At 71.1% G+C, this 26,141-nt stretch carries 26 protein-coding genes and 2 pseudogenes; 16 read left to right on the top strand and 12 right to left on the bottom strand.

The window, feature by feature from the left end:
* Positions 1-114: 114 nt before the first annotated feature.
* The 7 genes from ACIBK6_RS20855 (at position 115) to ACIBK6_RS20825 (ending at position 5,215) form a co-directional block, all read left to right on the top strand.
* The gene (locus tag ACIBK6_RS20855; RefSeq protein ID WP_399052761.1) at positions 115-969 is read left to right on the top strand and encodes a helix-turn-helix domain-containing protein; all 855 of its coding nucleotides are present in this window, start codon (positions 115-117) and stop codon (positions 967-969) included.
* A gap of 60 nt (positions 970-1,029) precedes the next feature.
* Positions 1,030-2,499, top strand: coding sequence for a 30S ribosomal protein S12 methylthiotransferase RimO (rimO, locus tag ACIBK6_RS20850; RefSeq protein WP_399052760.1), 1,470 nt, complete (start codon positions 1,030-1,032; stop codon positions 2,497-2,499).
* Entirely contained in the window at positions 2,496-3,164 is a 669-nt protein-coding gene (pgsA, locus tag ACIBK6_RS20845) for a CDP-diacylglycerol--glycerol-3-phosphate 3-phosphatidyltransferase (protein WP_399052759.1), read from the top strand. Before rimO ends, pgsA begins: the two co-directional genes overlap by 4 nt.
* The gene (locus ACIBK6_RS20840) at positions 3,161-3,670 is read left to right on the top strand and encodes a CinA family protein (protein WP_399052758.1); all 510 of its coding nucleotides are present in this window, start codon (positions 3,161-3,163) and stop codon (positions 3,668-3,670) included. Before pgsA ends, ACIBK6_RS20840 begins: the two co-directional genes overlap by 4 nt.
* Positions 3,671-3,779: 109 nt before the next feature.
* On the top strand, positions 3,780-4,163 hold the full coding sequence (locus ACIBK6_RS20835) for a helix-turn-helix domain-containing protein (protein WP_120721030.1): 384 nt from the start codon (positions 3,780-3,782) through the stop codon (positions 4,161-4,163).
* A 183-nt stretch (positions 4,164-4,346) separates the two neighbouring features.
* Complete coding sequence (locus ACIBK6_RS20830; protein ID WP_399052757.1) at positions 4,347-4,817, top strand: Dps family protein; 471 nt, start codon at positions 4,347-4,349, stop codon at positions 4,815-4,817.
* Between the two features lie 167 nt (positions 4,818-4,984).
* Positions 4,985-5,215 carry a hypothetical protein gene (locus tag ACIBK6_RS20825; protein WP_399052777.1) on the top strand — a complete coding sequence of 77 codons (231 nt, stop codon included), beginning with the start codon at positions 4,985-4,987 and terminating at the stop codon, positions 5,213-5,215.
* Here ACIBK6_RS20825 and ACIBK6_RS20820 read toward each other — a convergent pair.
* From ACIBK6_RS20820 to ACIBK6_RS20810, 3 genes are all read right to left on the bottom strand, one after another.
* A complete protein-coding gene (locus ACIBK6_RS20820) occupies positions 5,163-5,927 on the bottom strand; it encodes an SDR family NAD(P)-dependent oxidoreductase (protein ID WP_399052756.1) in 765 nt (254 codons plus the stop codon). The two genes, ACIBK6_RS20825 and ACIBK6_RS20820, sit on opposite strands and share 53 nt — an antisense overlap.
* A 52-nt stretch (positions 5,928-5,979) precedes the next feature.
* Positions 5,980-6,747 carry an Fpg/Nei family DNA glycosylase gene (locus ACIBK6_RS20815; protein ID WP_399052755.1) on the bottom strand — a complete coding sequence of 256 codons (768 nt, stop codon included), beginning with the start codon at positions 6,745-6,747 and terminating at the stop codon, positions 5,980-5,982.
* Between the two features lie 259 nt (positions 6,748-7,006).
* Positions 7,007-11,632: an ATP-dependent helicase gene (locus ACIBK6_RS20810; protein ID WP_399052754.1), complete on the bottom strand. Its 4,626-nt coding sequence runs from the start codon at positions 11,630-11,632 to the stop codon at positions 7,007-7,009.
* 29 nt (positions 11,633-11,661) lie between these two features.
* Here ACIBK6_RS20810 and ACIBK6_RS20805 point away from each other — a divergent pair, with 29 nt between their 5' ends.
* From ACIBK6_RS20805 to ACIBK6_RS20790, 4 genes are all read left to right on the top strand, one after another.
* Positions 11,662-12,543 carry an AraC family transcriptional regulator gene (locus tag ACIBK6_RS20805; RefSeq protein WP_399052753.1) on the top strand — a complete coding sequence of 294 codons (882 nt, stop codon included), beginning with the start codon at positions 11,662-11,664 and terminating at the stop codon, positions 12,541-12,543.
* A 10-nt stretch (positions 12,544-12,553) separates the two neighbouring features.
* The gene (locus ACIBK6_RS20800) at positions 12,554-13,330 is read left to right on the top strand and encodes an AzlC family ABC transporter permease (protein ID WP_399052752.1); all 777 of its coding nucleotides are present in this window, start codon (positions 12,554-12,556) and stop codon (positions 13,328-13,330) included.
* A complete protein-coding gene (locus tag ACIBK6_RS20795) occupies positions 13,327-13,635 on the top strand; it encodes an AzlD domain-containing protein (RefSeq protein WP_399052751.1) in 309 nt (102 codons plus the stop codon). The genes ACIBK6_RS20800 and ACIBK6_RS20795 overlap by 4 nt, the downstream gene beginning before the upstream one ends.
* Positions 13,636-13,720: 85 nt before the next feature.
* Positions 13,721-14,893: a PucR family transcriptional regulator gene (locus tag ACIBK6_RS20790; RefSeq protein WP_399052750.1), complete on the top strand. Its 1,173-nt coding sequence runs from the start codon at positions 13,721-13,723 to the stop codon at positions 14,891-14,893.
* A gap of 9 nt (positions 14,894-14,902) precedes the next feature.
* Here the strand turns inward: ACIBK6_RS20790 and ACIBK6_RS20785 are convergent, their stop codons facing one another.
* Complete coding sequence (locus ACIBK6_RS20785; RefSeq protein WP_399052749.1) at positions 14,903-15,835, bottom strand: hypothetical protein; 933 nt, start codon at positions 15,833-15,835, stop codon at positions 14,903-14,905.
* Between the two features lie 80 nt (positions 15,836-15,915).
* Here ACIBK6_RS20785 and ACIBK6_RS20780 point away from each other — a divergent pair, with 80 nt between their 5' ends.
* From ACIBK6_RS20780 to recX, 4 genes and pseudogenes are all read left to right on the top strand, one after another.
* Positions 15,916-16,110, top strand: a complete 195-nt coding sequence (locus tag ACIBK6_RS20780; RefSeq protein ID WP_399052748.1) for a DUF3046 domain-containing protein — start codon at positions 15,916-15,918, stop codon at positions 16,108-16,110.
* Positions 16,111-16,190: 80 nt separating this feature from the next.
* Positions 16,191-16,321 (top strand): annotated as a pseudogene (locus ACIBK6_RS20775) (AI-2E family transporter); the annotation flags it as partial.
* Positions 16,322-16,566: 245 nt separating this feature from the next.
* Positions 16,567-17,691, top strand: a complete 1,125-nt coding sequence (gene recA, locus ACIBK6_RS20770; protein WP_399052747.1) for a recombinase RecA — start codon at positions 16,567-16,569, stop codon at positions 17,689-17,691.
* A pseudogene (gene recX, locus ACIBK6_RS20765) lies at positions 17,631-18,317 on the top strand (recombination regulator RecX); the annotation flags it as partial. The gene recA and the pseudogene recX, both read left to right, overlap by 61 nt.
* Before the next feature lie 239 nt (positions 18,318-18,556).
* Here the strand turns inward: recX and ACIBK6_RS20760 are convergent.
* The 8 genes from ACIBK6_RS20760 to ACIBK6_RS20725 all read right to left on the bottom strand — a co-directional run bounded on the left by ACIBK6_RS20760 (position 18,557) and on the right by ACIBK6_RS20725 (position 25,163).
* Positions 18,557-18,982: a rhodanese-like domain-containing protein gene (locus ACIBK6_RS20760; protein WP_399052746.1), complete on the bottom strand. Its 426-nt coding sequence runs from the start codon at positions 18,980-18,982 to the stop codon at positions 18,557-18,559.
* Positions 18,979-19,578 (bottom strand): cysteine dioxygenase, encoded by a 600-nt coding sequence (locus ACIBK6_RS20755; RefSeq protein WP_399052745.1) that lies wholly within the window; start codon positions 19,576-19,578, stop codon positions 18,979-18,981. Before ACIBK6_RS20755 ends, ACIBK6_RS20760 begins: the two co-directional genes overlap by 4 nt.
* Positions 19,579-19,615: 37 nt before the next feature.
* Complete coding sequence (locus ACIBK6_RS20750) at positions 19,616-19,687, bottom strand: putative leader peptide (protein ID WP_309544753.1); 72 nt, start codon at positions 19,685-19,687, stop codon at positions 19,616-19,618.
* Between the two features lie 157 nt (positions 19,688-19,844).
* Positions 19,845-21,485, bottom strand: coding sequence for an FAD-dependent monooxygenase (locus tag ACIBK6_RS20745; protein ID WP_399052744.1), 1,641 nt, complete (start codon positions 21,483-21,485; stop codon positions 19,845-19,847).
* 143 nt (positions 21,486-21,628) lie between these two features.
* Positions 21,629-22,543, bottom strand: coding sequence for an amino acid ABC transporter permease (locus ACIBK6_RS20740; protein ID WP_399052743.1), 915 nt, complete (start codon positions 22,541-22,543; stop codon positions 21,629-21,631).
* Positions 22,540-23,187: an amino acid ABC transporter permease gene (locus ACIBK6_RS20735; protein ID WP_399052742.1), complete on the bottom strand. Its 648-nt coding sequence runs from the start codon at positions 23,185-23,187 to the stop codon at positions 22,540-22,542. Before ACIBK6_RS20735 ends, ACIBK6_RS20740 begins: the two co-directional genes overlap by 4 nt.
* A gap of 95 nt (positions 23,188-23,282) precedes the next feature.
* Complete coding sequence (locus ACIBK6_RS20730) at positions 23,283-24,203, bottom strand: glutamate ABC transporter substrate-binding protein (RefSeq protein ID WP_399052741.1); 921 nt, start codon at positions 24,201-24,203, stop codon at positions 23,283-23,285.
* 174 nt (positions 24,204-24,377) lie between these two features.
* On the bottom strand, positions 24,378-25,163 hold the full coding sequence (locus tag ACIBK6_RS20725) for an amino acid ABC transporter ATP-binding protein (protein WP_399052740.1): 786 nt from the start codon (positions 25,161-25,163) through the stop codon (positions 24,378-24,380).
* 262 nt (positions 25,164-25,425) lie between these two features.
* Between ACIBK6_RS20725 and ACIBK6_RS20720 the strand changes: the two genes are divergently transcribed.
* On the top strand, positions 25,426-26,127 hold the full coding sequence (locus tag ACIBK6_RS20720) for a response regulator transcription factor (RefSeq protein WP_399052739.1): 702 nt from the start codon (positions 25,426-25,428) through the stop codon (positions 26,125-26,127).
* Positions 26,128-26,141 lie beyond the last annotated feature (14 nt).

The raw sequence follows: 26,141 nt of genomic DNA, 5'->3' as shown, positions 1-26,141 counted from the left end.
GGCGGTGCGGCCATACCGATGGCGTACAAAGACCGCTCTCCCGGTTGCCTCACCCTTTCGTACCCCCCCTAGACTGAACACCCAGCAGGTGGCTCACGCTCGAAAGGCGCCCCCGTGTCCATCGGCAACTCTCCCGAAGACGACCGGCCTTCGATCGAAGACGACGGGCCCTCGATCGAAGATGACGGGCCATCGATCGGTCGTGTACTTCAGCAGGCCCGTGTCGCCGCCGGACTGACGGTCGACGAGGTCAGTTCCACCACGCGGGTGCGCATCCCCATCGTGCACGCGATCGAGCAGGACGACTTCTCGCGGTGCGGCGGTGATGTGTACGCGCGCGGCCACATCCGCACGTTCGCCCAGGCCGTCGGCCTCGATCCGGCCCCGCTGGTCGCGCAGTACGACGACGAGCACGGCGGCCGCCCCGCGCCTACCCCCGCGGCGCCGCTGTTCGAGGCGGAACGGATCCGGCCCGAGCCGCGCCGGCCCAACTGGACCGCCGCCATGGTCGCGGCGATCGTCGTGGTCGTCGGTTTCGTCGGTTTCACGGTGTTCAGCGGCGGCGAGAAGGGCAAGTCCGACAAGGCGGTGGCCGAGGGCCCGTCCCAGCAGAAGACCAGTGCGCTGTCCAGCCCCGCCGCGTCCAAGCCTGCCGTCCCTCCTCTCAAGCCGGCCCCCTCGGACAGTGCGATCGCCGCCGTCCCGGCCGACAAGGTCACCGTCAAGATCACCGCGACCACCGACAAGAGCTGGATTTCGGCCAAGGACCACAACGGCCAGATGCTCTTCGACGGCCTTCTTCAGAAGGGCGAGGCGCAGACGTTCCAGGACGCCGAGAAGGTGGACCTGATCCTCGGCAACGCCGGGGCGATCGAGCTCTACGTCAACGGCAAGAAGATCGACAACAAATTCGAGGACGGCCAGGTCGAGCGGCTGAGCTACACCAAGGGCGACCCGCAGGTCGGATGAGCCCCGGCGCTGCGACCCTCGCGGCGGGGGCGTGGGCCAGGACAAAGTAGTCTTGAGTCCATGCCCGAACGCCGCACCGTCGCCCTTGTCACTCTTGGCTGCGCCCGTAACGAGGTGGACTCGGAGGAGCTCGCAGGCCGCTTGGCAGCGGACGGCTGGGAGCTCGTCGAGGACGCATCGGACGCGGACGTCGCCGTCGTCAACACCTGTGGATTCGTCGAAGCCGCCAAGAAGGACTCCGTCGACGCCCTCCTCGAAGCCAATGATCTGAAGGATCACGGCAGGACCCAGGCCGTCGTCGCCGTGGGCTGCATGGCCGAGCGGTACGGCAAGGATCTCGCCGAGGCGCTTCCCGAGGCCGACGGGGTGCTCGGATTCGACGACTACGCCGACATCTCCGACCGCCTCCAGACCATCCTCAACGGCGGCATCCACGCCTCGCACACCCCGCGCGACCGGCGCAAGCTGCTGCCGATCAGCCCGGCCGAGCGACAGGCCGCCCCCGATGTGGCGCTGCCCGGGCATGCGCAGGACACCGCCCCCGAGGACCTTCCCGACGGCCTCGCGCCCGCGTCCGGGCCGCGCGCCCCGCTGCGGCGCCGCCTCGACACCAGCCCGGTCGCCTCCGTGAAGCTGGCCTCCGGCTGCGACCGCCGCTGCTCGTTCTGCGCCATCCCGTCCTTCCGCGGCTCGTTCATCTCGCGCCGCCCCAGCGACGTGCTGGGCGAGACCCGGTGGCTGGCCGAGCAGGGCGTCAAGGAGGTCATGCTGGTCTCCGAGAACAACACCTCGTACGGCAAGGACCTCGGCGACATCCGGCTGCTCGAAACGCTGCTGCCGGAGCTCGCGGCCGTCGAGGGCATCGAGCGGGTCCGGGTCAGCTACCTCCAGCCCGCCGAGATGCGCCCGGGCCTCATCGACGTCCTGACGTCGACCGACAAGGTCGTCCCGTACTTCGACCTCTCCTTCCAGCACTCGGCCCCCGGCGTGCTGCGCGCGATGCGGCGCTTCGGCGACACCGAGCGGTTCCTCGAACTGCTCGACACGATCCGCGCCAAGGCGCCGACGGCCGGTGTGCGGTCCAACTTCATCGTCGGCTTCCCCGGTGAGACCGAGGAGGACTTCAAGGAGCTGGAACGCTTCCTCACGGCGGCCCGCCTCGATGCCATCGGCGTGTTCGGCTACTCCGACGAGGAGGGCACCGAAGCGGTCGGCTACGAGCACAAGCTGGACGCGGACACCATCGCCGAGCGGCTCGCCCATCTGTCGCGCCTCGCGGAGGAGCTCACCGCGCAGCGCGCCGAGGAGCGCCTCGGCGAGACCGTGCGGGTCCTGGTCGAGACGGTCGACGACGAGGACGGCGCCGTCGGCCGCGCCGAGCACCAGGCGCCCGAGACCGACGGCCAGGTGATCTTCACGCAGAGCGCGGGGCTCGCGCCCGGCCGTATGGTCGAGGCCAAGGTCGTCGGCACCGAAGGCGTCGACCTCGTGGTCGAGGTGCTTGGCGGGGTTGAGGAGGCGGGCAGATGACCGGAGTCCCGGCATCGGCGCCGGGCGGTGCCGGCCGGACGCCGGCGCCCGGTGGCAAGCTGGGTGCTGCGGCCGTCAACCAGGCCAGCCTCTGGAACATCGCCAACATCCTCACCATGATCCGGCTCGTGCTCGTGCCGGGCTTCGTCATGCTGCTGCTCGCGGACGGCGGGTACGACCCGGGAATGCGGGCGTGGGCATGGGCGGCCTTCGCCGTCGCCATGATCACCGACATCTTCGACGGGCACCTGGCGCGCACGTACAACCTGGTCACCGACTTCGGGAAGATCGCCGACCCGATCGCCGACAAGGCGATCATGGGAGCCGCGCTGATCTGCCTCTCCCTGCTCGGCGATCTGCCGTGGTGGGTGACCGGCGTCATCCTGTTCCGGGAACTCGGGATCACGCTCATGCGTTTCTGGGTCATCAGACACGGAGTGATTCCGGCCAGCCGGGGCGGAAAGCTCAAGACGCTGGCCCAGGGCACCGCGACGGGGATGTACGTGCTGGCGCTGACGGGTCCGCTGGCCACCCTGCGCTTCTGGGTGATGGCCGTCGCGGTGGTGCTGACGGTGGTCACGGGGCTCGACTACGTGCGCCAGGCGATCGTGCTGAGGCGCAAGGGACTTGCCGCTCAACGGGCCGCCGAGGGATCCGCGTTGTGAGCGAGGCGGCCCGGCTCCTGCGCCTCCTCACCGAGCGTGACCAGACGCTCGCCGTGGCGGAGTCGCTGACCGGCGGTCTGGTGGCCGCCGAGCTGACCGCGGTGCCCGGTGCCTCGCGGGTTTTCCGCGGTTCCGTGACGGCGTACGCGACCGAACTGAAGCGGGATGTCCTCGGGGTGGACGGGGCCCTTCTGGCCGAGCGCGGGGCGGTCGATCCCGAGGTCGCGTCGCAGATGGCGGCGGGGGCGCGCGAGCTCCTGGGGGCGAGCTGGGGGATCGCGACCACGGGTGTCGCGGGGCCCGACCCGCAGGACGGACAACCGGTCGGCACGGTATACGTTTCGGCCGTTGGTCCGGCCGGAGCCAAGAAAACCGCCGCTTTGCGGTTGAACGGCGACCGGGCGGAAATTCGTAGGGAGAGTGTACGCAGCGTGCTCGAACTGCTCTCCAGTGAACTTCGCAAGGCTGGGCGGGCACAGGATACGGAACAGAACGGGGGGATTTGATGTTTGCAGCCCTGAGTGAACACGACATCGCTCCCCGCACGGCCGCGGCGCGAGGCGGTACGGTGGGGCGAGAAGGATGCGGCTACGCGGTCCGAGGAGGGAGCCACCGATGATTCTGCTCCGTCGCCTGCTGGGTGACGTGCTGCGTCGGCAGCGCCAGCGCCAGGGCCGTACTCTGCGCGAAGTCTCCTCGTCCGCCCGAGTCTCACTCGGCTATCTCTCCGAGGTGGAGCGGGGGCAGAAGGAGGCTTCCTCTGAGCTGCTCTCCGCGATCTGCGACGCGCTTGACGTACGGATGTCCGAGCTCATGCGGGAAGTGAGCGACGAGCTGGCACTTGCCGAGCTTGCTGCGTCTGCGGCAGCGAGCGATCCGGTGCGTGCGCCGGTACGTCCGATGCTCAATTCGATCTCCGTGACGTCGGTGACTGGTGTGCCGACGGAGCGGGTGACGATCAAGGCGCCCGCGGAAGCGGTGGACGTCGTCGCGGCCTGATCTTCCAGGCGCGCACCCAGGCTTGCACTGAGCCCCGGTTGGTCCCTTGTGGCCGGCCGGGGCTCAGCCCTTTCCGCCGCGCCCCATTTGGGCCTTCTGTGGCAGGGTGGTGGGAGATCGCGCATACGTCCGCATGTGGGGCAGGTGTTCCCGTGGGCGTTCCGTCCGGAATGGAGGAAGTGCATGTCCTATATCAAGAGCCCGCTGTCGGAGCCGGATCTCAAGGTGGTGGGCGACGCCCTGCAGGGCGCGCTGGTCGATCTCGTGGATCTGTCGCTGGTGGCCAAGCAGGTGCACTGGAACGTGGTCGGGTCGCGCTTCAGGTCCGTGCACCTCCAGCTCGACGAGGTCGTCGCCACCGCGCGGCTGCACTCGGACACCGTGGCCGAGCGGGCCTCGGCCGTCGGGGTCAGCCCGGACGGCCGCTCCGAGACCGTGGCGAAGTCGAGCGCGATCGGCGCCGTCCCGGACGGCTGGATCAAGGACACCGAAGCCGTACGGACCCTCGTGGCCGCGCTGGGCGCGGTGATCGACCGGATGCGCGAACGCATCAAGGCGACCGGCGACCCGGACCCGATCACCCAGGACATCCTGATCGGACTCACCGCCGACCTCGAAAAGCATGCGTGGATGTTCCAGGCGGAGACCGTCTGAACCGCTGTACGCGACCGTGCGCCGCCGCGCACAGGTGCATGGCGGACAGGCGGGGTCGTACGAGATGAGGCGCACGGGGCGTGGAGCGCGCCGGGCCCGCACCCGGTGCGCCCTCCCGGCGGGTTGTCCGGCCCTCTAGCGTCGGCCCGAGGAGGCGGCCCATGGCGGTGGCGGTGCGTTGGGTGCCCGCGCTCGTGGTCGCGGCGCTGTGGTGGTGGGCGGTGCTGCGGCTCGTGCTCGTGCCCGGTCAGACGGGGTTCGTGGAGGGTGCGATGGTCGCGGGCGGCTGGGGGCTGAGCCTGCTGCCGGTCCATGTGGCCTCGGTGTCGACCGCGCGGTCCGGAGCTACCAGGGCATCGAGACGCCGCCGTTCGGACGGAGGATCTGGCCCGTCGTGAACGCCGAGGCGTCCGAGGCGAGATACAGCACGCTGTGGGCGATGTCCTCGGGCTCGCCGAGTCTGCCGAGCGGGGAGAGCCGGATCATCGCCGACTCGATCTGCTCCTGCTGCTCGGCGGCGTGATGGCTGGTCATGGGGGTGCGGACCCAGCCTGGAGCCACCGCGTTGACGCGGATTCCGTGCGGGCCCAGCTCCGAGGCGAGTGTCTTGGTGAGCTGGACGACCGCGGCCTTGGAGGCGCTGTAGCAGAACAGGCCGGGCCGGGAGGAGTCGACGGCGCCGGAGGCCATGGTGATGACCGAGCCCCGGACGCCGTGGGCGATCATCGTGCGGGCCGCCTCCTGGCAGGCGTGCAGCACGCCCTTGAAGTTGACGGAGAGCACCCGGTCGAGGTCGGCGTCCTCGGTGTCCAGGACCGAGCTGGTGTGCATGACGCCCGCGATCGCGGCCAGGACATCGACCGGGCCGGTGGCTTCGACGGCCGCCTTGACCTGGCTGCGGTCCGAGACGTCCAGGGGGTGGACATGGGCGGTGCCGCCCGCCTTGGTGATCAGCGCCCGGGTCTCGTGCAGGCCGGGCTCGTCGCGGTCCGCGCAGTGCACCGTGGCACCCGCCTCCGCGAGCAGCACGGCACTGGCCCGGCCAATCCCGCTGGCTGCGCCGGTGACGAAGGCGGTGCGGTCGGTGAGGTCGTACGCCGTGAGGGGCATGCGGGGACGGTACGACTGGACCTGACGAGTCGTCAATAAGAGTGCCGGGGTGTCAAAGGGTGGGCGCGGGCTGGCACTTGGGGCACCAGCAGGTGGGGCGTTCGCGGCCGGAGGGGTCGCGCTGGACGGCGGTACGGATCGGGGTGCGGCAGCGCGGACAGGCCCGGCCGGCCCGGCCGTAGACGTAGGCCTGCCGGACCGGGCGGTCCTTGTTCGCCTCCAGGAGCTGCTTCGCGGCGGTCACCAGGCGTTCGGGGGCCGGGAGTTCGCCGATGGGCAGCCAGGGGACGGCCCGGACCGCGAAGCAGATCTCCGACTTGTAGACGTTGCCGACCCCGGCGAGATTGCGCTGGTCGAGCAGGGCGTCGCCGATGGTGCGGGCGGGGTCCTGGAGAAGGTTGCGCAGGGCCGCTTCCGCGTCCCAGTCCGGGCCGAGGAGATCGGGGCCCAGGTGGCCGACCGCCTTGAACTCGTCCTGGGTGCGGAGCAGTTCGAGCACGGGCAGCCGGTAGCCGACAGCCGTGTGCTCGTCGTTGCCGAGGATCGCGCGGATCTGGTGGGCGGGCCCGCCGCGCCAGCGCTCGCCGGGTCCGTAGATCCGCCAGGACCCGTCCATCCGCAGGTGGGAGTGGAGGGTGAGGCCGCCCTCGATCCGGGTGAGGAGGTGCTTGCCGCGCGCAGTCGCATCGAGCACGCTCCGCCCGGTCAGATCCGCCGTGGCGAAGCGCGGCACCCGCAGGTCGGACCGGATCAATACCCGCCCAGCCAGCGCGGCGTGCAGCCGCCGCGCGGCCTGATGAACAGTGTCGCCTTCGGGCATGGGCCAATTCTGCCGGGGGTGGGGGCGGGGGGCCTGTCGTGAGGCGGAGTGGCGTGTGTGGGCGTGCGGGCTCTGCCTCGGGTGTGTCGGGGGCGTGGGTACGGGCGCCCCGGCGTGACCGTGGTCGGAGGGTCGGAGGGTCGGAGGGTCGGAGGGTCGGAGGGTCGGAGGGTCGGAGGGTCGGAGGGTCGGAGGGTCGGAGGGTCGGAGGGTCGGAGAGTTGGCGGGCCTGCGGCTCGGCGGGTGCGTGACGGGTGCGTCAGGGTCTCAGGCGCAGCCCCCTCGGGGTGGGGATGAAGCCCGCTGCCTCCAGGGCCCGGGCGAGTGGTGATGTCAGGGCGGAGTCGCCGTTGGCCCGCTCCACGGTGACCGTGCCGAGCCGTCCGGCCCGTGCCGCCCCCGCCAGCGCTTCCGCGGCGGCCGTCAGCGCCGGATCGTCCGGCTCGGCCGCCCAGGCCAGCAGGGACTTGCCCCCGCGTTCCAGATACAGCGTGAGCTCGCCGTCGACCAGGACGACCATGGAGCCCGCCTTGCGGCCCGGCTTGTGCCCGGCCCCGGTGGGCGGCTCGGGCCAGGGCAGCGCTGCACCGTACGCGTTGGCCGGGTCGGCGGCCGCCAGCACGACCGCCTGCGGGGCGGTGTGCGCATCGGCACCCCGGTCCCGGGCGGTGGCGGCCGCGCGCAGCCGGTCCACCGCACCGTCCATCGCGAACTGGGCGGCGCCCAGCCCCTCGACCACATACCCGCGCCGCGCCTGCCCGCTGTCCTCGAACGCGGCGAGGATCCGGTACGTCGCCGAGAAGCCGCCCTCCACCCCTTCGGCCTGCACCGCACCCCGGGTGACCACGCCGTGCCGGTCCAGGAGGGTGCGGGCCAGGGCGTGGGCGCGATGGGTGGGGTCGGGCTCGCGGGGCGGGAGCAGCGACCAGCGGCCCGAGACGGTCGGCGGCCCGGTGCGCGAGACCGGGCGGGCCGCGGCGGTCAGGGTGCCGTAGCGGCCGCGTGGGACGGACCGCCTGGCGCGGTGGGCGGTGGAACCCGCGGTGCGCCCGGAGCCGAGCAGCGAGCGCAGGGGCGCCAGGGTGTCGTTGGTCAGCCGCCCGGACCAGGCCAGATCCCAGACGGCATCGGCGAGTTGGGGGTCGGTCGCCTCGGGGTGGGTGGTGGCGCGGACCTGGTCGGCGAGCTGGCGGAAGAACAGACCGTAGCCCGGGGCCAGCGCGGTGAGCACCGACTCGTGCAGCGCGGTCAGTTCGAGCCGATGCGGGGGCGGCAGGAGCAGCGGGGCGGCGTCGGCGACGTACAGGGAGATCCAGCCGTCCTTGCCGGGCAGGGCGCCCGCGCCCGCCCAGACGACCTCGCCGGTCGTGGTGAGCTCGTCGAGGAGCGCCGTGCCGTAGTCGGCGACCCGGGACGGCAGGATGAGCTTTTCCAGGGCGGAGGCCGGGACGGCGGCACCCTGCAACTGCTCGACGGCGCGGGCGAGTCCGTCGATGCCGCGCAGGCCGTTGCCGCCGAGGTGCTGCCACTGGGGGAGGAAGGCGGCGAGCGCGGCGGGCGGTACCGGCTCCACCTCCTGGCGCAGCGCGGCGAGCGAGCGGCGACGCAGCCTGCGCAGGATCGTCGCGTCGCACCACTCCTGGCCGATGCCCGCCGGATGGAACTCGCCCTGGACGACCCGGCCCGAGGCCGCGAGGCGTTGCAGCGCCCCGTCCGTGACCGCGGCACCCAGGCCGAACCGGGCCGCCGCGGTGGCCGAGGTGAACGGGCCGTGCGTACGCGCATACCGGGACAGGAGGTCGCCGAGGGGATCCTTCACCGGCTCGGTGAACGCTTCCGGCACGCCGACCGGGAGCGCCGTACCGAGCGCGTCGCGCAGGCGTCCCGCGTCCTCGATCGCCGCCCAGTGGCCGGCGCCCGCGATCCGGACCTGGATGGCGCGCCGCGCCGCCGCCAGCTCAGGGGCCCAGCCGGGCTCGGCGCCGCGCGCCGCCAACTCGGCGTCGGTGAGCGGCCCGAGGACCCTCAGCAGGTCGGCGACGCCCTCGGGGTCCTTGATGCGGCGGTCCTCGGTGAGCCACTGGAGCTCCTGCTCCAGCTCGGTCAGCACGTCCGCGTCGAGCAGCTCGCGCAACTCGGCCTGACCGAGCAGCTCGGCCAGGAGCCGGGAGTCGAGGGAAAGGGCCGCGGCCCGCCTTTCGGCGAGCGGTGAATCGCCCTCGTAAAGGAACTGCGCGACATAGCCGAACAGCAGGGAGCGGGCGAACGGGGACGGCTCGGGGGTGGTGACCTCGACCAGGCGAACCCGGCGAGCCTCCAGATCGCCCATCAGCTCGGTGAGGCCGGGGACGTCGAAGACGTCCTGGAGGCATTCGCGGACGGCTTCGAGGACGATCGGGAAGGACCCGAACTCGCTTGCCACCTGGAGCAGTTGGGCGGCTCGCTGGCGCTGCTGCCACAGCGGGGTGCGCTTTCCCGGGGTGCGCCGGGGCAGCAGCAGGGCGCGCGCGGCGCATTCGCGGAAGCGGGAGGCGAACAGCGCGGAACTGCCGACCTGGTCGGTGACGATCTGCTCGATCTCGCCCTTGTCGAAGACCGTGTCGGCGGCGCCCACGGGGGCCTGTTCGCTGTCGTAGGTCGAGTCGAGGTGCTGGGGGTCCTGGTCGAGGAGGTCGAGCCCCATCAGGTCGGCGTCGGGCAGCCGCAGCACGATGCCGTCGTCGGCGTGCATCACCTGGGCGTCCATGCCGTAGCGCTCGGCGAGGCGGGCGCCGAGGGCCAGCGCCCAAGGGGCGTGCACCTGGGCGCCGAAGGGGGAGTGGATGACCACGCGCCAGTCACCGAGCTCGTCGCGGAACCGCTCGACCAGGATCGTGCGGTCGTCCGGGATGTGGCCGCAGGCGCGGCGCTGCTCATCGAGATAGCCGATCACGTTGTCCGCGGCCCAGGCGTCGAGGCCCGCGCTCAGCAGGCGCAGCCGGGCGTCGTCGGGTGCGAGCGAGCCGACCTCGCGCAGGAACGCGCCCAGGGCACGCCCCAGTTCGAGCGGACGGCCGAGCTGGTCGCCCTTCCAGAAGGGCAGCCTGCCCGGCACCCCGGGCGCGGGGGAGACCAGCACGCGGTCGCGGGTGATGTCCTCGATCCGCCACGAGGTGGTGCCCAGGGTGAAGACATCGCCCACCCGGGACTCGTACACCATCTCCTCGTCCAGCTCGCCGACCCGGCCGCCGCCCTTCTTCGGGTCGGCCCCGGCTAGGAAGACGCCGAACAGGCCGCGGTCGGGGATGGTGCCGCCGGAGGTGACGGCCAGGCGCTGGGCGCCGGGGCGGCCGGTGACCGTGCCCGCCACCCGGTCCCACACCACGCGCGGCCGCAGCTCCGCGAAGGCGTCGGACGGATAGCGGCCCGCCAGCATGTCCAGGACCGCCGTGAACGCCGATTCGGGCAGCGCGGCGAACGGCGCGGCCCGGCGCACCAGCGCCAGCAGATCGTCCACCTGCCAGGTGTCGAGCGCGGTCATCGCGACCAACTGCTGCGCCAGTACATCCAGCGGGTTGGAGGGGATGCGCAGCGACTCGATCGCCCCCGTACGCATCCGCTCGGTGACCACCGCCGACTGGACCAGATCCCCGCGATATTTGGGGAAGACCACTCCGGTGGAGACCGCGCCGACCTGGTGACCGGCCCGGCCCACGCGCTGCAGCCCGGAGGCGACGGACGGCGGCGACTCGACCTGGACCACCAGGTCCACCGCGCCCATGTCGATGCCCAGTTCAAGACTGGAGGTGGCCACCACGGCGGGCAGCCGGCCCGCCTTCAGATCCTCCTCGACGAGCGCCCGCTGCTCCTTGGAGACCGAACCGTGGTGCGCCTTGGCGAGCAGCGGCGGGGCGCCGACCGCCGCTCCCGAACCGCCCATCAGCTGCGCCGGTGAGTGCGCCTCAGGAAGCGGGGCGCCCATGGCGCGCTCGTACGCGATCTCGTTGAGCCGGTTGCACAGACGCTCCGCCAGGCGGCGGGAGTTGGCGAAGACGATCGTCGAACGGTGGGCCTGCACCAGATCGACGATGCGCTCCTCCACATGAGGCCAGATCGACGGCTTCTCGGCCCCCTCCTGGACGTCGGCGGCCGGTGATCCCGCCAACTCGCCCAGATCCTCCACCGGTACGACCACCGACAGGTCGAACTCCTTGGCGGAGGGCGGCTGGACGATCTCGACCTTGCGCTGCGGCGAGAGGTAGCGCGCCACCTCGTTCACCGGACGCACCGTCGCCGACAGGCCGATCCGGCGGGCCGGTTTCGGGAGCAGCTCGTCCAACCGCTCCAGGGAGAGCGCCAGATGGGCGCCGCGCTTGGTGCCAGCGACCGCGTGCACCTCGTCCAGGATCACCGTCTCGATGCCGGCGAGCGCCTCGCGCGCGGCGGACGTGAGCATCAGGAACAGCGACTCGGGCGTGGTGATCAGGATGTCCGGTGGCCGGGTGGTGAGGGCCCGGCGCTCCGCGGGCGGGGTGTCGCCGGACCGGATGCCGACCCGGACCTCCGGCTCGGGCAGCCCGAGCCGCACCGACTCCTGGCGGATCCCGGTCAGCGGGGAACGCAGATTGCGCTCCACATCGACCGCGAGCGCCTTGAGGGGGGACACATAGAGCACCCGGCAGCGCTTCTTCGCCTCGGCGGGCGGCGGGGCGGCCGCGAGCCCGTCGAGCGCGGCCAGAAAGGCGGCGAGGGTCTTGCCGGAGCCGGTCGGGGCGACGACCAGTACGTCCGAACCCTCCGCGATCGCCCGCCAGGCACCCTCCTGCGCCGCGGTGGGCGCGGTGAAGGCCCCCGTGAACCAGCCGCGCGTCGCGGGGGAGAAGGATTCCAGCGCTGTCCTTGCCATGGTCCCCATCGTGCACCCAGCCACTGACAATGGCCCGGAGCTGCGAGAATGGGGGTGTGGACGGGGCCGGGGAATGGGCGCGGCACTGGCAGTATCCGGAGCTGCCGGGCCTCGATCTGCTGCGCGCCCGGTATGTGAGCCACTCCTTCGCGCGCCACGCGCACGAGGGGTTCGTCCTCGGCGCGGTGCGCACCGGGATCGAGGACGTGGTGATGCCCGGTGGGACGATCCGGGCCCGCCCCGGCACCGTCGTCATGATCAACCCCGAGGTACCGCACGCGGCCCACGCCGGGGTGCCCGAAGGGTGGACGTACGCCACTCTCTATCCCTCGGCGTGCCTGGTGGCCGACATCGCGGCGGAGATCACCACGCTGCGCGGCACCGCCGGATTCGCCGAGACCATCGTCGAGGACCCGGACACCGCACTGCTCATCCAGGAAGTGCACCGCGCCGCCGAGCAGGGCAACGCGCTGGCCGCCGACAGCGTGTTCCGCATCGCCACTGCCCGGCTGCTGGTCCGGCACGGCCGCTCCCTGCCCGCCCGGACGACCGGATCGGCGGGCGCCCGCACCGCGGCCGCCGCGAAGGGACTCCTGATGGAGCGGCTGACCGCGCCGCCCTCCCTGGAACACCTGGCGAGGGAACTGGGCACGAGCCCGTTCGCGCTGCTGCGCGCCTTCAAGGCGGAGTACGGGCTGCCGCCGCACTCCTGGCTCACCGGCGAGCGCGTGCGCCGGGCCCGCCGTCTTCTCGACGACGGAACGCCCCCGGCCGAGGCAGCCGTAGCCGTGGGCTTCACCGACCAGCCGCACCTCAACCGCCACTTCACCCGGATCGTCGGCGTCACACCCGGCGCCTACCGCCGCGAGCGCGCAAGAACGTACAAGAACGACGGCACCGCCCTCTTTTAACGTCACGGGTGTGGCAGCAGAACAGACAGCACCCCCAGAGATACGCCCCCGGACCGTGGCCAAACCCGACGCTGCGGTCGTTCGCGACGCCCTGGGGGTCGGCGTCGCCGTAGGACTCTCCGGCTTCGCCTTCGGAGTGACCTCGGCAGGATCGGGACTCACCATCCTTCAGACGTGCGCGCTCAGCCTGCTCGTCTTCACCGGCGCCTCGCAGTTCGCGCTGGTCGGCGCGCTCGCGGCCGGGGGCAACCCGTTCACCGCGGCCGCGAGCGCCTTCTTCCTCGGCGTACGGAACGCCTTCTACGGGCTGCGCCTTTCCCAACTGCTCGCGCTGCCACGGGCGTTGCGCCCCTTGGCCGCGCAGTGGGTCATCGACGAGACCGCCGCGGTCACCCTCGCCCAGCCGACCCGGCGGGCCGCGCGCATCGGCTTCACCGTCACCGGGCTCACCCTCTATGTGCTGTGGAACCTGACCACGCTCGCCGGAGCGCTGGGGGCCGAGGCCCTCGGCGACACCGGCGCGTGGGGGCTCGACGCCGCGAGCCCCGCCGTCTTCCTCGCGCTCCTCGCCCCGATGCTCAAGACCTCCACCGAGCGGATCACGGCCGCCCTAGCCGTCGCACTCGTCCTGGGCCTGCTGCCGGTGCTGCCCGCGGGGATGCCCGTCCTGGCGGCGGCCCTCGCGGCACCCGTGGTGCTCTTCCTCAAGGGGCGGGGCGGTCACGGGGTGGCCGACGTCGGATCCGCTGCCGAAGCCGGGAACTCCCCGAAGGGTCAAGCGCGTTGAACATCTGGATCGCCATCGCGGCCACCGCCGCCGGCTGCTACCTCGTCAAGCTCCTCGGCCTGCTGGTCCCCGCGGGAGCTCTGGAGCGACCGCTGGTCAAGCGGCTGGCCGCGCTGCTGCCGGTGGCGCTGCTGGCCGCGCTCACCGCCCAGCAGACCTTCAGCACCGGCCACCAAGTGCTGCTCGACGCCCGGGGCGCGGGGCTCGCGGCGGCGGCCGTCGCGCTGGTGCTGCGCGCCCCGTTCCTGGTCGTCGTCGGGGCCGCCGTACTCGTCACGGCAGGGGTGCGGGCCCTGGGCGGCTGAGCCGGGCGCCCGGGGCGGTGCGGAACGTACGGCGTGGGTAGTGTGACGCGTCACAATGACCCCTTCGGCCGTCCGGGGAGACGCCATGGCACTGTCCGACGCCGCCCGGGCCCTCGCGCTGCGCTGCGAACCCCGCGTCAACGAACTGGCCCGGCGCATGGCCCGCGAGGCCTTCGAGGAACTGCCCGGCTATGCGCAGCTCCCCGGCGATGTGAAGCACCTGGAGATGGCCGCGACCGCCCGCCACGGGATGCGGCTGTTCCTGCGCCGCGTCACTGAGCCCGACCCGGCTCCCGACAGCTACCGGCTGTTCCGCGAGCGCGCCGCCCAGCGGGCCGAGGAGGGCCTCCCGCTGCACCTCCTGCTGCGCACCCACGCCCTGGGCCTGTACGTCCTGTGGCAGGCCCTCAGGGAGGCCGCCGGGCCGGGTGAGGAGGCTGCCCTGGTCGAACTCGTCGACCTGCTGCTCCAGTCCCACCACGGCGTCGTCGGGGCCGTCGCCGAGACCTACCTGGACGAGCGCTCCGCTCTGGAGGCCGAGCGGCACGCCACCCGCCGCTCGCTCGTGCGCGGGTTTCTCGACGGCATGCTGCCGCCCGGCCACGTACTCCTCGACCAGCTGAACCTCGAAGGGCCCGCGCTGGTCCTCGCCCTCGGGGTCGGGCCGCTCGCCGGGGAGGGCGCGGTGGCGCTGCGCCGACGGCTGCGGCGCATCCAGACCGTCCTGGACCACACCTTCGGTGTGGAGGTGCTCGCGCTGCTCGACGCGGACCCGGGCCGGGCCGTCGTACCGAAGGGCTGCGAGCCGCCGGACGACCTGGCCCAGCGCCTCTCCAAGGCCTGCGGTCTGGACGTGCGGGTCGCGGCCGTACGGGCAGGGGAACCGGCCGCCGTGCCCGGCGCCGCGCGCACCGCCACAGAGATCCTGCGCGTCAGCCGGGCCTGCGGACTGCCCGCCGGGGTGCACCGCCTCGACGACGTCCTGCTCGAATACCACCTCTCGCGGCCGAGCGAGACCAGCCACCGGATCGCCGCGCTGCTCGACCCGGTCGCCGGCCGGCCCGAGCTCATCGAGACCCTGCGCACCCACCTCGCCCGCAGCCAGGACCGCCGCGCCACCGCGCAGGCGCTCGGGCTGCACCCCAACACCGTCGACAACCGGCTGGCCAAGCTCGCCGAACAGACCGGGCTCGACCTGTCGTCGCCACGCGGTACGACGCTGGCGGTCGCGGCGCTGCTGCTGCGCGACGCCGCCTGACCGCCGCGGTCAGCCGATGGCGCGGCCGTGGGCGCGCAGCGTCCGCAGCGCCTCGATCGTCACGATGGGGCGCCCCTCCAGGGACGTGCCGGGCGCCCATGCCCGCCACTGGATGGGCCAGCCGCCGTCCTCCTGCTGCGCCGCCTCCAGATGGTCGAGCGAACGCCGCATCTCCTCGTCGGTGAACCAGCGGCGGGCCAGTGACTCGGGCACGCGCGCGTAGTCGTGCGGAAAGTGGTGCTCCCCGGGGGCGTACCCCTCGGCGACGGGGAAGTCGGCGATCCGCGCGGGATCGAGCACCGCGAGCCGCTGCTCCCTGACCAGGCGCCCGAGCCGGTCCGCGGCCGCCTCGGCCCGGGAACGGTCGGGGGCGCCGTCCAGGAAGGTGACCGCGGCCTCGACCTCGTACGGATGCGACGTCTTCAGGGAGTCGACCGCGGCCCAGCAGAAGTCGGTGGCCCGGAACAGCCAGGCGTGCCACACCCGGTTGCGGTGCAGCAGCCCGACCACGGGGCCGGTGGTCAGCAGGGCGCTGGGCGGGTCGTCGACGATCGGGATGAACGGCGCCGCCGGATATCCGCGCTGCGAGGGATGGAGCGCGGGCAGCGCGCCGTCCTTGGTGGAGACCTCCGTCAGATAGCGGCACACCCGCTCCACCCGCTGTCCGGCGAGCCGCCCGATCGAGTCCAGGACCCGCAGCGCGTGCGCGGTGTGCAGGGGCTGGCTGACGGGGCCGCGCAGATCGGGTTCGAGGGCGTGGCCGTAGCCGCCGTCCTCGCCCTGGTAGGCGGAGAGTGCCGCCTCGACGGCGTCGGTGTCCTTGCCGAGGAAGTGGTGGGCGAACCGGCGCTGCTCAAGCACCCGGGCCGTCAGCCAGATGAAGTGCTCGGCGCGCGCCAGCGGAGAGTCGGGGGAGTGGGGGGATGCTCCGGAACCAGCCATGTTTCAGACGGTAGGCCCCACAGAGTCGCGGGAGCGTCCGATGGCCGGGGCTGCACTCTCAGGGGCGCGATACTTGCGTCATGCGGTTGACGATTTTCTGGGAGCGGATGGCCGACCACTTCGGCGCCGGGTACGCCGACTCCTTCGCGCGTGACCATGTGATGACGGAACTGGGCGGGCGCACCGTGCACGAGGCGCTCGACACCGGCTGGGAGGCGAAGGACGTCTGGCGGGCGGTCTGCGCCGCCATGGATGTGCCGGCCGACCGGCGGTGACGAAGGCCGCCTCCGGGGGACGTGCCCCTGACGAGGCGGCGCCGGCGGCAGCCTCCGTATGAAGGGCGCGGTTCCGGGCGGCGGAGGCAGCCCTCATGGGTGCGGTCGGCGCGCTCATCGCGATATCGGAGGTCGCGACCCTTCAGGCGTTCCTCGGCATGTGAAGCGGTACGACGTGACGGACGACCCGCGGATGCACGGCGGGCGCCAGAGCCGATTGGCCTGAAATATCCTGTTTGTCGCAGTGGGGTCCATGCCGCCCCGACCGGCGTGGTGTGCTTGACACTAAAATCGAACATCCGTTCTTATTGGGTTCCGGCCCTGTGCTTGCACGGGTTCCACCGCGTTTCCGGTGGAGTTATCCACAGGCTGGAAGGACGTCGGGGCCCATTGTCAGTGGCAGGGGTTAGCGTCTTTGACGTGAAGCGATCGACTCAAGCAAATCGGGTGGAACCCATGGCAGGAACTGACCGCGAGAAGGCGCTCGACGCCGCGCTCGCACAGATTGAACGGCAATTCGGCAAGGGCGCGGTGATGCGCCTGGGTGAGCGGCCGAATGAGCCCATCGAGGTCATCCCCACCGGGTCGACCGCGCTCGACGTGGCGCTCGGCGTCGGCGGTCTGCCGCGCGGCCGTGTGGTGGAGGTGTACGGCCCGGAGTCCTCCGGCAAGACGACGCTGACGCTGCACGCGGTGGCGAACGCGCAGAAGCTCGGCGGCTCGGTGGCCTTCATCGACGCCGAGCACGCCCTTGACCCCGAGTACGCGAAGAAGCTCGGCGTCGACATCGACAACCTCATCCTGTCGCAGCCGGACAACGGCGAACAGGCGCTGGAAATCGTCGACATGCTGGTCCGCTCCGGCGCGCTCGACCTGATCGTCATCGACTCCGTGGCGGCCCTGGTGCCGCGCGCGGAAATCGAGGGCGAGATGGGTGACTCGCACGTGGGTCTCCAGGCCCGTCTGATGAGCCAGGCGCTCCGCAAGATCACCAGCGCGCTCAACCAGTCGAAGACCACCGCGATCTTCATCAACCAGCTCCGCGAGAAGATCGGTGTGATGTTCGGCTCCCCGGAGACCACGACCGGTGGCCGGGCGCTGAAGTTCTACGCGTCGGTACGTCTCGACATCCGCCGGATCGAGACGCTCAAGGACGGTACCGACGCGGTCGGCAACCGCACCCGCGTCAAGGTCGTCAAGAACAAGGTCGCGCCGCCCTTCAAGCAGGCCGAGTTCGACATCCTGTACGGCCAGGGCATCAGCCGCGAGGGCGGCCTGATCGACATGGGCGTCGAGCACGGCTTCGTCCGCAAGGCGGGCGCCTGGTACACGTACGAGGGCGACCAGCTCGGCCAGGGCAAGGAGAACGCCCGCAACTTCCTGAAGGACAACCCCGATCTCGCCAACGAGATCGAGAAGAAGATCCTGGAGAAGCTGGGCGTCGGTGTCCGTCCGGAGGAGCCGACCGCCGAGCCCGGCAAGGACGCTTCGGGTGCGACCGCCCCGGCGGCGGACGCGGCCGCGGTGCCGGCCCCGGCCACCAAGGCCAAGACGGCCAAGGCCGCCGCTGCCAAGAGCTAGCGGTGACTCGCAGGACCGAGTGGGCCGACCCCGAGGAGCCCGGCCCGAAGCGGGCCGGCTCCCGACGGGCCGGCCCGGATGGAGCGGGCGACGGCACCGACTTGTCGAGGGCCGAGAAGGAGCCGTCGCCACAGGACCCGGCTGAGCGGGCGCGGGCGATCTGTCTGCGCCTGCTCACCGGGACCCCCCGAACCCGTAAACAACTCGCCGACGCCCTGAAGAAGCGGGAGATCCCCGACGAGGTCTCCGAAGAGGTCCTCTCCCGCTTCGAAGAGGTCGGACTGATCAACGACGCGGCGTTCGCCGATGCATGGGTGGAGTCCCGCCACCACGGCCGCGGCCTCGCCCGTCGTGCGCTGGCACGCGAACTGCGCACCAAGGGCGTGGACTCCTCGGTCATCGACGAGGCCGTCGCCCAGCTCGACACCGACCAGGAGGAGGAGACCGCACGCGAACTGGTGGCGCGCAAACTCCGCTCCACCCGAGGCCTCGACCGCGACCGCCGCCTCCGCCGCCTCGCCGGCATGCTCGCCCGCAAGGGCTACCCGGAAGGCATGGCCCTGAGAGTGGTCCGCCAGGCCCTGGAGCACGAGGGCGAAAACGCGGACGACCTGTACGAGAGCTGAGTCGTACGTCGCCGTACTGAGGTGTACAGGCTTGAGCTGTACGGGACTTGGGGTGTACGGGACTTGAGACGTACGGGATCGGTCGTACGGGATTTCCCCGGCGTCCCGGACCTGCTCGGCGCGCTCGCCCCTGGCCGTTCGGCCAGGGGCGCCGCTGTCTCCGGGGGGACGCGAGGGCCTGCGGGGGCTGCCCCCAACGCAGACGAGCTGAGCCACTACCCGCACCCCGGCGGGGCCAGTCACCCGGCGGGAGCCGTGACCGGCAAACCCTCCGCGCGCCAGGCCTGGAAGCCGCCGATCAGATCGGTCGCCCGATGCAGCCCCAACTGCCGCAGCGACACTGCCGCGAGGGACGAGGCGTACCCCTCGTTGCAGATCACCACCACGCGCAGATCGTGGCTGGTCGCCTCGGTCGCGCGATGGCTGCCCTGCGGATCGAGCCGCCACTCCAGCTCGTTGCGCTCGACCACGAGGGCGCCGGGAATCAGCCCGTCCCGGTCGCGCAGCGCCGCGTACCGGATGTCCACCAGGAGCGCTCCTCGGGCAGCCTCGGCGAAGGCCTCTGCCGCCGTCACCCGGTCCAGGCCCGCCCTGACCCGGTCGAGCAAGTCGTCGATTCCCACCGGCCGCGTACGTTCCGCGCCCGTGTCCGTGCCCGCGCTCACTGCCAGTCCTCCGGACGCTCGACCTGCTCAATGCGGAGCACCGCGCCCATCCGGCTGTAACGCCGGATGAGGGGCAGCGGGGGATAGTAGGCATGCACCGAGATGGCGTGCTCGGTCACCGACTCGTTCCTGACCTCGTGCACATGATGCCGCCCGAAGGCCCGACCGCTGCCCACCCCCAATTCCCTTGAACGGTCGACCCCTTCGGCGAGTTCCAGGGTCCGCCAGCCCTCGGTGGGCAGCCGGACCGCAAGGGAGTCCTCGCGCAGTGCGCCGGCCGCGGTGGCGAAGGCGCCGTGGGAACCGCCGTGGTCGTGCCAGCCCGTACCGGTACCGGGCGGCCAGCTGATCAGCCAGGCCTCACTGCCGCCCGGGCCGTCGAGCCGGATCCAGGTGCGGCCCTCGGCGTCGAGAGGCAACGAGGCGATCAACGCCGCGTTTCCTGCGGTCCGGCGGGCGAAGTCGAGCAGTCCCGCCCCGGTCGGCGCGGCGTCGGAGCCGGGCGTGGAAGCGGGCACAGAAGTACTTACGGAGAGCGACACGGCAGACCGTCCTGAGGGAGTTCGCGAAGGCGCGCGTACGGCTGACGGCGCCATCAAGGGCGCGGCGGCACGGCGCGAAGGGAAGGGCGAATCAGCAGGACGGACGACACACGCAGCCCGCATAGCGGACCAGGTCCATATGGACCCTCCGCCACAGGCGCACATCGGTGTCGGTCACGTTCCGGAGTAGACCATGTGCGCCTGCGTCGGTCAATCGGCGTTCGGATGGCGGATGACAGATCACAGCTGCCGGCTGACGGATGTCAGCCGGCAGGAGTCAGCCGACAGATCCCGGCCGGCAGAGAACAGATGGGTTGACATCAATTGATGTCAACCGTCCGTCCCTCGGCCGCCGCCCGTTCCACCTCCACAGCGCCCGGCGCGCCCCCCTCGCCGCTGCCCGGCCCCCCTCGCACCGCATCGGCGGCGTTGTACAGCTCCTCCGGCTGCACGCCGTTGAACGCGGCGACCAGATGGCCGTCGGGGCGTACGAGGAGGACCGTGTGGGCCGGGGCGCCGGGGTAGTCCTCGGCGACCAGTAGCTCCGCGTCCATGGGCAGATCGGTCACCGCGGCGGCCAGGCGGGGCATGACGCCCGCGGTGAGCCAGTGGCGGCGGTCCCAGACGCCGGTGCCCGGCGCGACCAGGACGACCAGGAGCCTGCCCCGGCCGAGCCGGTCCCGCAGGGACACGGTCGAGCCATCGGGGGCGGTGACACGGATGTCGGCGACCGGCGCACCCAGTTGGGTGCCCACGGGAATGTGCGACTCGGCGTACTGGGGTGCGAGAGGGGAGTGCGGGTACGCGGGGGGCGCGCCGAGTGGGCCGCACCCCAGGTGGCCGTCGGTCACGAGGGCGTCGTGACCGCGTGCGGTGCCCGGGATCCAGGCACGCAGCCCCGCGCCGCCGCGCAGGACCGGCAGCGACTGGTCGGCCGCTCGCAGCCGGGCGGCGACCGCCGGCCGGCGTTCCGTCTGGTAGCTGTCCAGAAGGACGTCGGAGGCGCCGTGGTGCCAGGCCTGGGCCAGTTTCCAGGCGAGGTTCTGGGCGTCCCGCAGGCCCTCGTCCAGGGACTGGGTGCCCAGCGCGCCCAGCAGGTGTGCGGCGTCACCCGCGAGGAAGGCGCGGCGCACCCGCCAGCGGCGGGCGAGGCGGTGGTGCAGGGTGTAGACGCCGGTGTCGAGGAGTTCGTACGACGGTGTCTCGCCGCACCAGCCCGCCAGTGTGTCCCGGATGCGGCCCACCAGGGCGTCGGGCGTGACGAGTTCGGCGCGGGGCGGCAGCAGCCAGTCCAGCCGCCAGATGCCGTCCTGAAGGGGACGGGCCGTCACCTCGTCGCCGGCGGTCCGCCAAGGGGGAAGGCGGTGCAGCAACGCCTCGCCGGGCCAGGGGAGTTCGGTCCGCAGGGCCACAACGGCCTGGCGTTCCACGGCCGTACGTCCGGCGAAGCGGATGTCCAGGAGTTTGCGGACGGTCGAGCGGGCGCCGTCGCAGCCGACCGCGTAGCTGCCGCGCCACCAGGTTCCGCCGGGCCCCGACGTGTGTACGGAGACGCCCTCGGCGTCCTGTTCCAGTGTGTCGAGGCGGCTCTGCGTGACCACCCGCACGAGACCGGAGGCGGCGATGGCGTCGCGCAGACCGTGCGTAAGGGTGTGTTGCGGCAGGTGGACCGGGGGCGAGTCGGCGTCGAAGCCCTCGCCGAACGTGACATGGCGCAGCAGCTGACCGCGCCTCATGGACCGCCAGGCAACCCAGCGGGCACCCTCGTCACGCAGAGTCGTACATCCCAGGCCTGCCACGAACGAAGCGATGTCCGGGCGCAGTACGGCCGTGCGGACCTGGCGGGGCTCGTCCCGGCCCGGCCCCTCGTCGAGCACCACGGAAGGCACGCCCTGGGCGGCGAGCGAGAGCGCGAGCGCCAGTCCCACCGGGCCGGCGCCGACGACGATCACCGGTTCCACGGCGTGGCTCCCGATACGGGTCGGGACGGCTTGCAGGTGGCGCTGGGAACCCGGTGCACGATCACAGAACGTATGCAACCCACTGCGCGTGCTTGCGTCAAGTGACGGAGGCAGCGACGCGGACGCCACTGCCTCATATGCCGTCAGTTCGTCGTGCCGGGCGCCCCATCGGGCCCAACGGACCCTTCGGTGGCCATGACGGCGGCCGGGCCGCCGGCCGCGATCGGGGCGGCGGCCGCACCCATGGAGATGCCGGTCTTCGCCCGGCGCCCGCGCTTCTCGATCCAGGTGGCAAGCGCCGAGAGCACCAGACACATCGCCACGTAGATGGTGCCGATGACAACAATGGTCGAGACATACGGGTACTGGCCGTTGACCTGGGTGTTGCTCGCGATCAGACGGGCGGTCTGGAGCAGCTCCGGGTACAGGATGATGAAGCCGAGCGACGTGTCCTTGAGGGTGACGACGAGTTGGCTGATGATCGTCGGCAGCATCGCCCGCACCGCCTGCGGCATGAGAACGCTGGTCATGACCTGCGTCTTGCTCATGCCGAGGGCGTACGCGGCCTCGCGCTGGCCCTTGGGCACGGAGTTGACGCCGGCCCGCAGCACCTCCGCCTGGACGCAGCCGTTGTAGATCGACAGGCCGAGCGCCAGCGCCCACATCGAGTAGTCGGTCAGGAAGCCGATCCAGACCGCGTAGATCGTGATGAGCAGCGGGATGGAACGGAACAGCTCGATGAAGGCGGTTGCCGCCCAGCGGACCGGCTTGTGGTCGGAGAGCCGGGCGACGGCCAGGAGCACGCCGAGCACCAACGAGCCGACGGCGGCGAGGCCGAAGGCCTTGAGGGTGGCGAGCACGGCGTCGGCGATGTTCTGCCGGATGCCCGCGTAGTTGAAGATGTCCCACATGCCGTAGTCGAGGTCGCCCTTGTCCGAGAGCCGGACGATCGCGAGGGCGGCTAGGCCGAGCAGCGCGAGCGAGCCGAGGACGGCGTAGATCCTGTTGCGTACGACGGCTTTGGGGCCGGGGGCGTCGTAGAGAACGCTGGCACTCATCGGGCGACCTCCATGCGGCGCTCAAGGAGACGGAAGAGACCGCTGATCGCGAAGGTGACGATCAGATAGCCGAGGGCGACCCAGATGAAGACGGGGACGATGTCGTAGCCGTCCTCGCTCATCAGCTTCTGCCAGCCGAACAGTTCGGTGACGCTGAAGGCGCCGGCGATCGCCGAGTTCTTGGTGAGCGCGATGAAGATGGAGCTCAGCGGCGGGATCACCGTCCGGGTGGCCTGCGGCAGCACGATCAGCTGCAGGGTCTGCGTGAAGCTCATGCCGAGCGAGCGGGCGGCCTCGGCCTGGCCCAGCGGGACCGTGCTGATGCCGGACCGGACGGCCTCGCAGACGAACGACGCGGTGTAGAAGCCGAGCGCGAGCGAACCCAGCAGGAAGGGGCTCATCCCGGGGAAGAAGATCTCCGGTACGACGAAGAACGAGACCAGGAAGAGCAGCGTCAGCGGGGTGTTGCGCAACAGCGTCACCCAGGCGGTGCCGAAGAAGCGCAGCGGCGGGACGGGGGAGACCCGGAAACCGGCGAGCAGCAGTCCAAGCACCAGGGCGATGACCGAGCTGACGGCGGTGATCTCCACGGTGCCTATGAAGCCGTCACGGAAGTCCGCGAAATGGTCGAGCAGTACGTTCATGAGGTCTCCGCGTCGGCGGGCAGCGGCTGGGTCATCGGGCGGGGGCAGGGCCGTGGCGCCCCGTACGTAGTACGGGGCGCTTCAAGCGGCGTCGATCAGTAGCGGACGACGGTCGGCGGGGCCTGGTAGGTGGAGCCGGACAGGCCGAGCGTCGCGTCGTAGATCTTCTTGTAGGTGCCGTCCTGCTCGTGCTTGTCCAGCGAGGAGTTGATGAAGTCGCGCAGCGCCTTGTCGTCCTTGTTCATGCCGACGCCGTAGGGCTCCTCGGTGAACGGCTTGCCGACCACGCGGAGCTTGGTGGAGTTCTTGGCGGCGTAGCCCTTGAGGATCGCGTCGTCGGTGGTCACCGCGTCGATCTGATTGGTCAGGAGCTGCTGGACGCAGTCCGAGTACTTGGAGAGCTCGACGACGGAGGCGCCGTACTCGGGCTTCTTGATCTCCTGCAGGGGGGTGGAGCCGACGATCGAGCAGACCTTCTTGCCCTTGACGGAGTCCTTGCCGTTGATCGAGGTGTCGTCCTTACGGACGAGCAGGTCGGCGCCGGCCTTGTAGTACGGACCCGCGAAGCCGACGAGCTTCTTGCGCTTGTCGTTGATCGTGTAGGTGCCGACGTAGTAGTCGACCTGGCCCTTGGAGATCGCGGTCTCGCGCACGCCGGAGTCGACGGTCTTCCACTCGATCTGGTCGGCCTTGAAGCCCAGGTCGGCGGCGATCATCTTGGCGATCTCGATGTCGAAGCCGGTCCGCTCCTTGGTCGACTGGTCCTCGAAGCCGAGGTAGGGCTGGTCGGCCTTGGCTCCGATGACGAGCTTGCCGCGCGCCTTGGCCGCCTTGAAGGTCGGCGAGTCAAGGGTGACGTTCGAAGCGACGGTGTACGTCGGCAGCTGGGGTGCGCCGCTGGAGCCCGGCTGAGCGGACTGCTTGTCGCCGGCGGAGCCGGACTTGCCGCCACAGGCGGTCGCGGACAGGGCGAGCACAGCGATCGCCGCGACGGCGGCGGACTTGCGGAGCATCATGGCGAGCATTCCTTGCGTCGTTGGTCGTTGGTCGTCATTGGTCAGCCGACAATTGCCAAGCGTCGATGGCCAGTTGACATCGGCTGCCTGCCGTCTGTCATCTGGAATCCGCTATCCGTCAGTTGGCAACCGTCGGTTGCCAACTGCCAGTTGTCGTTTGTCAGCCGACTGTCGTCAGTGGTGCAGGATCTTCGACAGGAAGTCCTTGGCCCGGTCGCTGCGCGGATTGCTGAAGAACTGGTCCGGCGTGGCCTCTTCGACGATCTTGCCGTCGGCCATGAACACGACGCGGTTGGCGGCGGAACGGGCGAAGCCCATCTCATGGGTGACGACGACCATCGTCATCCCGTCGCGCGCCAGTTGCTGCATGACTTCGAGGACCTCGTTGATCATCTCCGGGTCGAGCGCCGAGGTGGGCTCGTCGAAGAGCATCACCTTGGGGTCCATCGCCAACGCCCGTGCGATCGCCACGCGTTGCTGCTGACCGCCGGAGAGCTGCGCCGGGTACTTGTCGGCCTGGGTGCCGACGCCGACCCGGTCGAGCAGGCCCCGGGCCTTCTCCTCGGCGGCCTGCTTCTCGGTCTTGCGGACCTTCACCTGGCCCAGCATGACGTTCTCCAGCACCGTCTTGTGCGCGAAGAGGTTGAACGACTGGAAGACCATGCCGACATCGGCACGCAGCCGCGCCAGTTCCCTGCCCTCCTGGGGCAGCGGCCTGCCGTCGATCGATATCGCCCCGGAATCGATCGTCTCCAGGCGGTTGATGGTGCGGCACAGCGTGGACTTCCCGGACCCGGAGGGTCCGATGACGACGACGACCTCGCCACGGGCGATGGTCAGGTCGATGTCCTGGAGCACATGCAGCGCGCCGAAGTGCTTGTTGACGTTGTTCAGCACGACCAGGTCACCCGACGCGGGTACGGCGTCCTCGGTCCCCTTGGCCACTGATACTCCGCTCATCGGCTTCTTGCTCCGTCCTGCTCGGTTGGGGAGGACCGTAGTGGGGAGCCACGACCAGCGTCAGTACATCTGAGCGGAAATTGAGCATAACGATCCGGTTGCGCGGCGGCACTCTGGGTGAGCACGTACGCCGGGCGGAATACCGGCTCCGTAACGGATGGCGCGCAAGGGCGAGCGCCCCCTTGACCGAAGTGGCGAACATGGGCGTGGATTCGGGGGTACATGCCGTGATGCGGCCGATGAACATCCAGGGAGGTGGCCCATGAGACTGCTGCTCGTCGAAGACGACGACCATGTCGCCGCCGCCCTGTCCGCCGTGCTCGCCAAGCACGGCTTCGAGGTGAAGCACGCCCGCAACGGTGAAGAAGCGCTGCAAGCGCTCCTTCCTGACGACCGCTGGGTCAAACCACCCTTCGGAGTGGTTCTGCTCGACCTCGGACTGCCGGACCAGGACGGCTACGAGGTCTGCGGCAAGATCCGCAAGCGGACCGCCATCCCGGTGATCATGGTGACGGCGCGCGCCGACGTCCGCTCGCGCATCCACGGGCTGAACCTGGGCGCCGACGACTACGTGGTCAAGCCGTACGACACCGGCGAGCTCATCGCCCGCATCCACGCGGTCATCAGGCGCCCCCCGCCCGGCGCGCAGCCCGACTCGGCCGACAGCGAGCTGCGGCTCGGCCGGGTGCAGATCGAACTGCCCACCCGCCGGGTCAGCGTCGACGGCGAGAGCGTGCAGCTCACCCGCAAGGAGTTCGATCTGCTCGCGCTGCTGGCCCAGCGTCCCGGGGTCGTCTTCCGCCGGGAACAGATCATCAGCGAGGTGTGGCGCACCAGTTGGGAAGGAACAGGCCGCACCCTCGAAGTGCACGTTGCTTCCCTGCGTTCCAAACTGCGCATGCCGGCGCTGATCGAGACCGTGCGCGGCGTCGGCTACCGGCTCGTCGCGCCGACCGCGCTCTGAGCGCCGAGAACCCA

The organism is Streptomyces sp. NPDC050485, from assembly GCF_044458185.1.
GTDB lineage: Bacteria > Actinomycetota > Actinomycetes > Streptomycetales > Streptomycetaceae > Streptomyces.
This window is presented reverse-complemented; position numbering and strand designations above follow the sequence as displayed.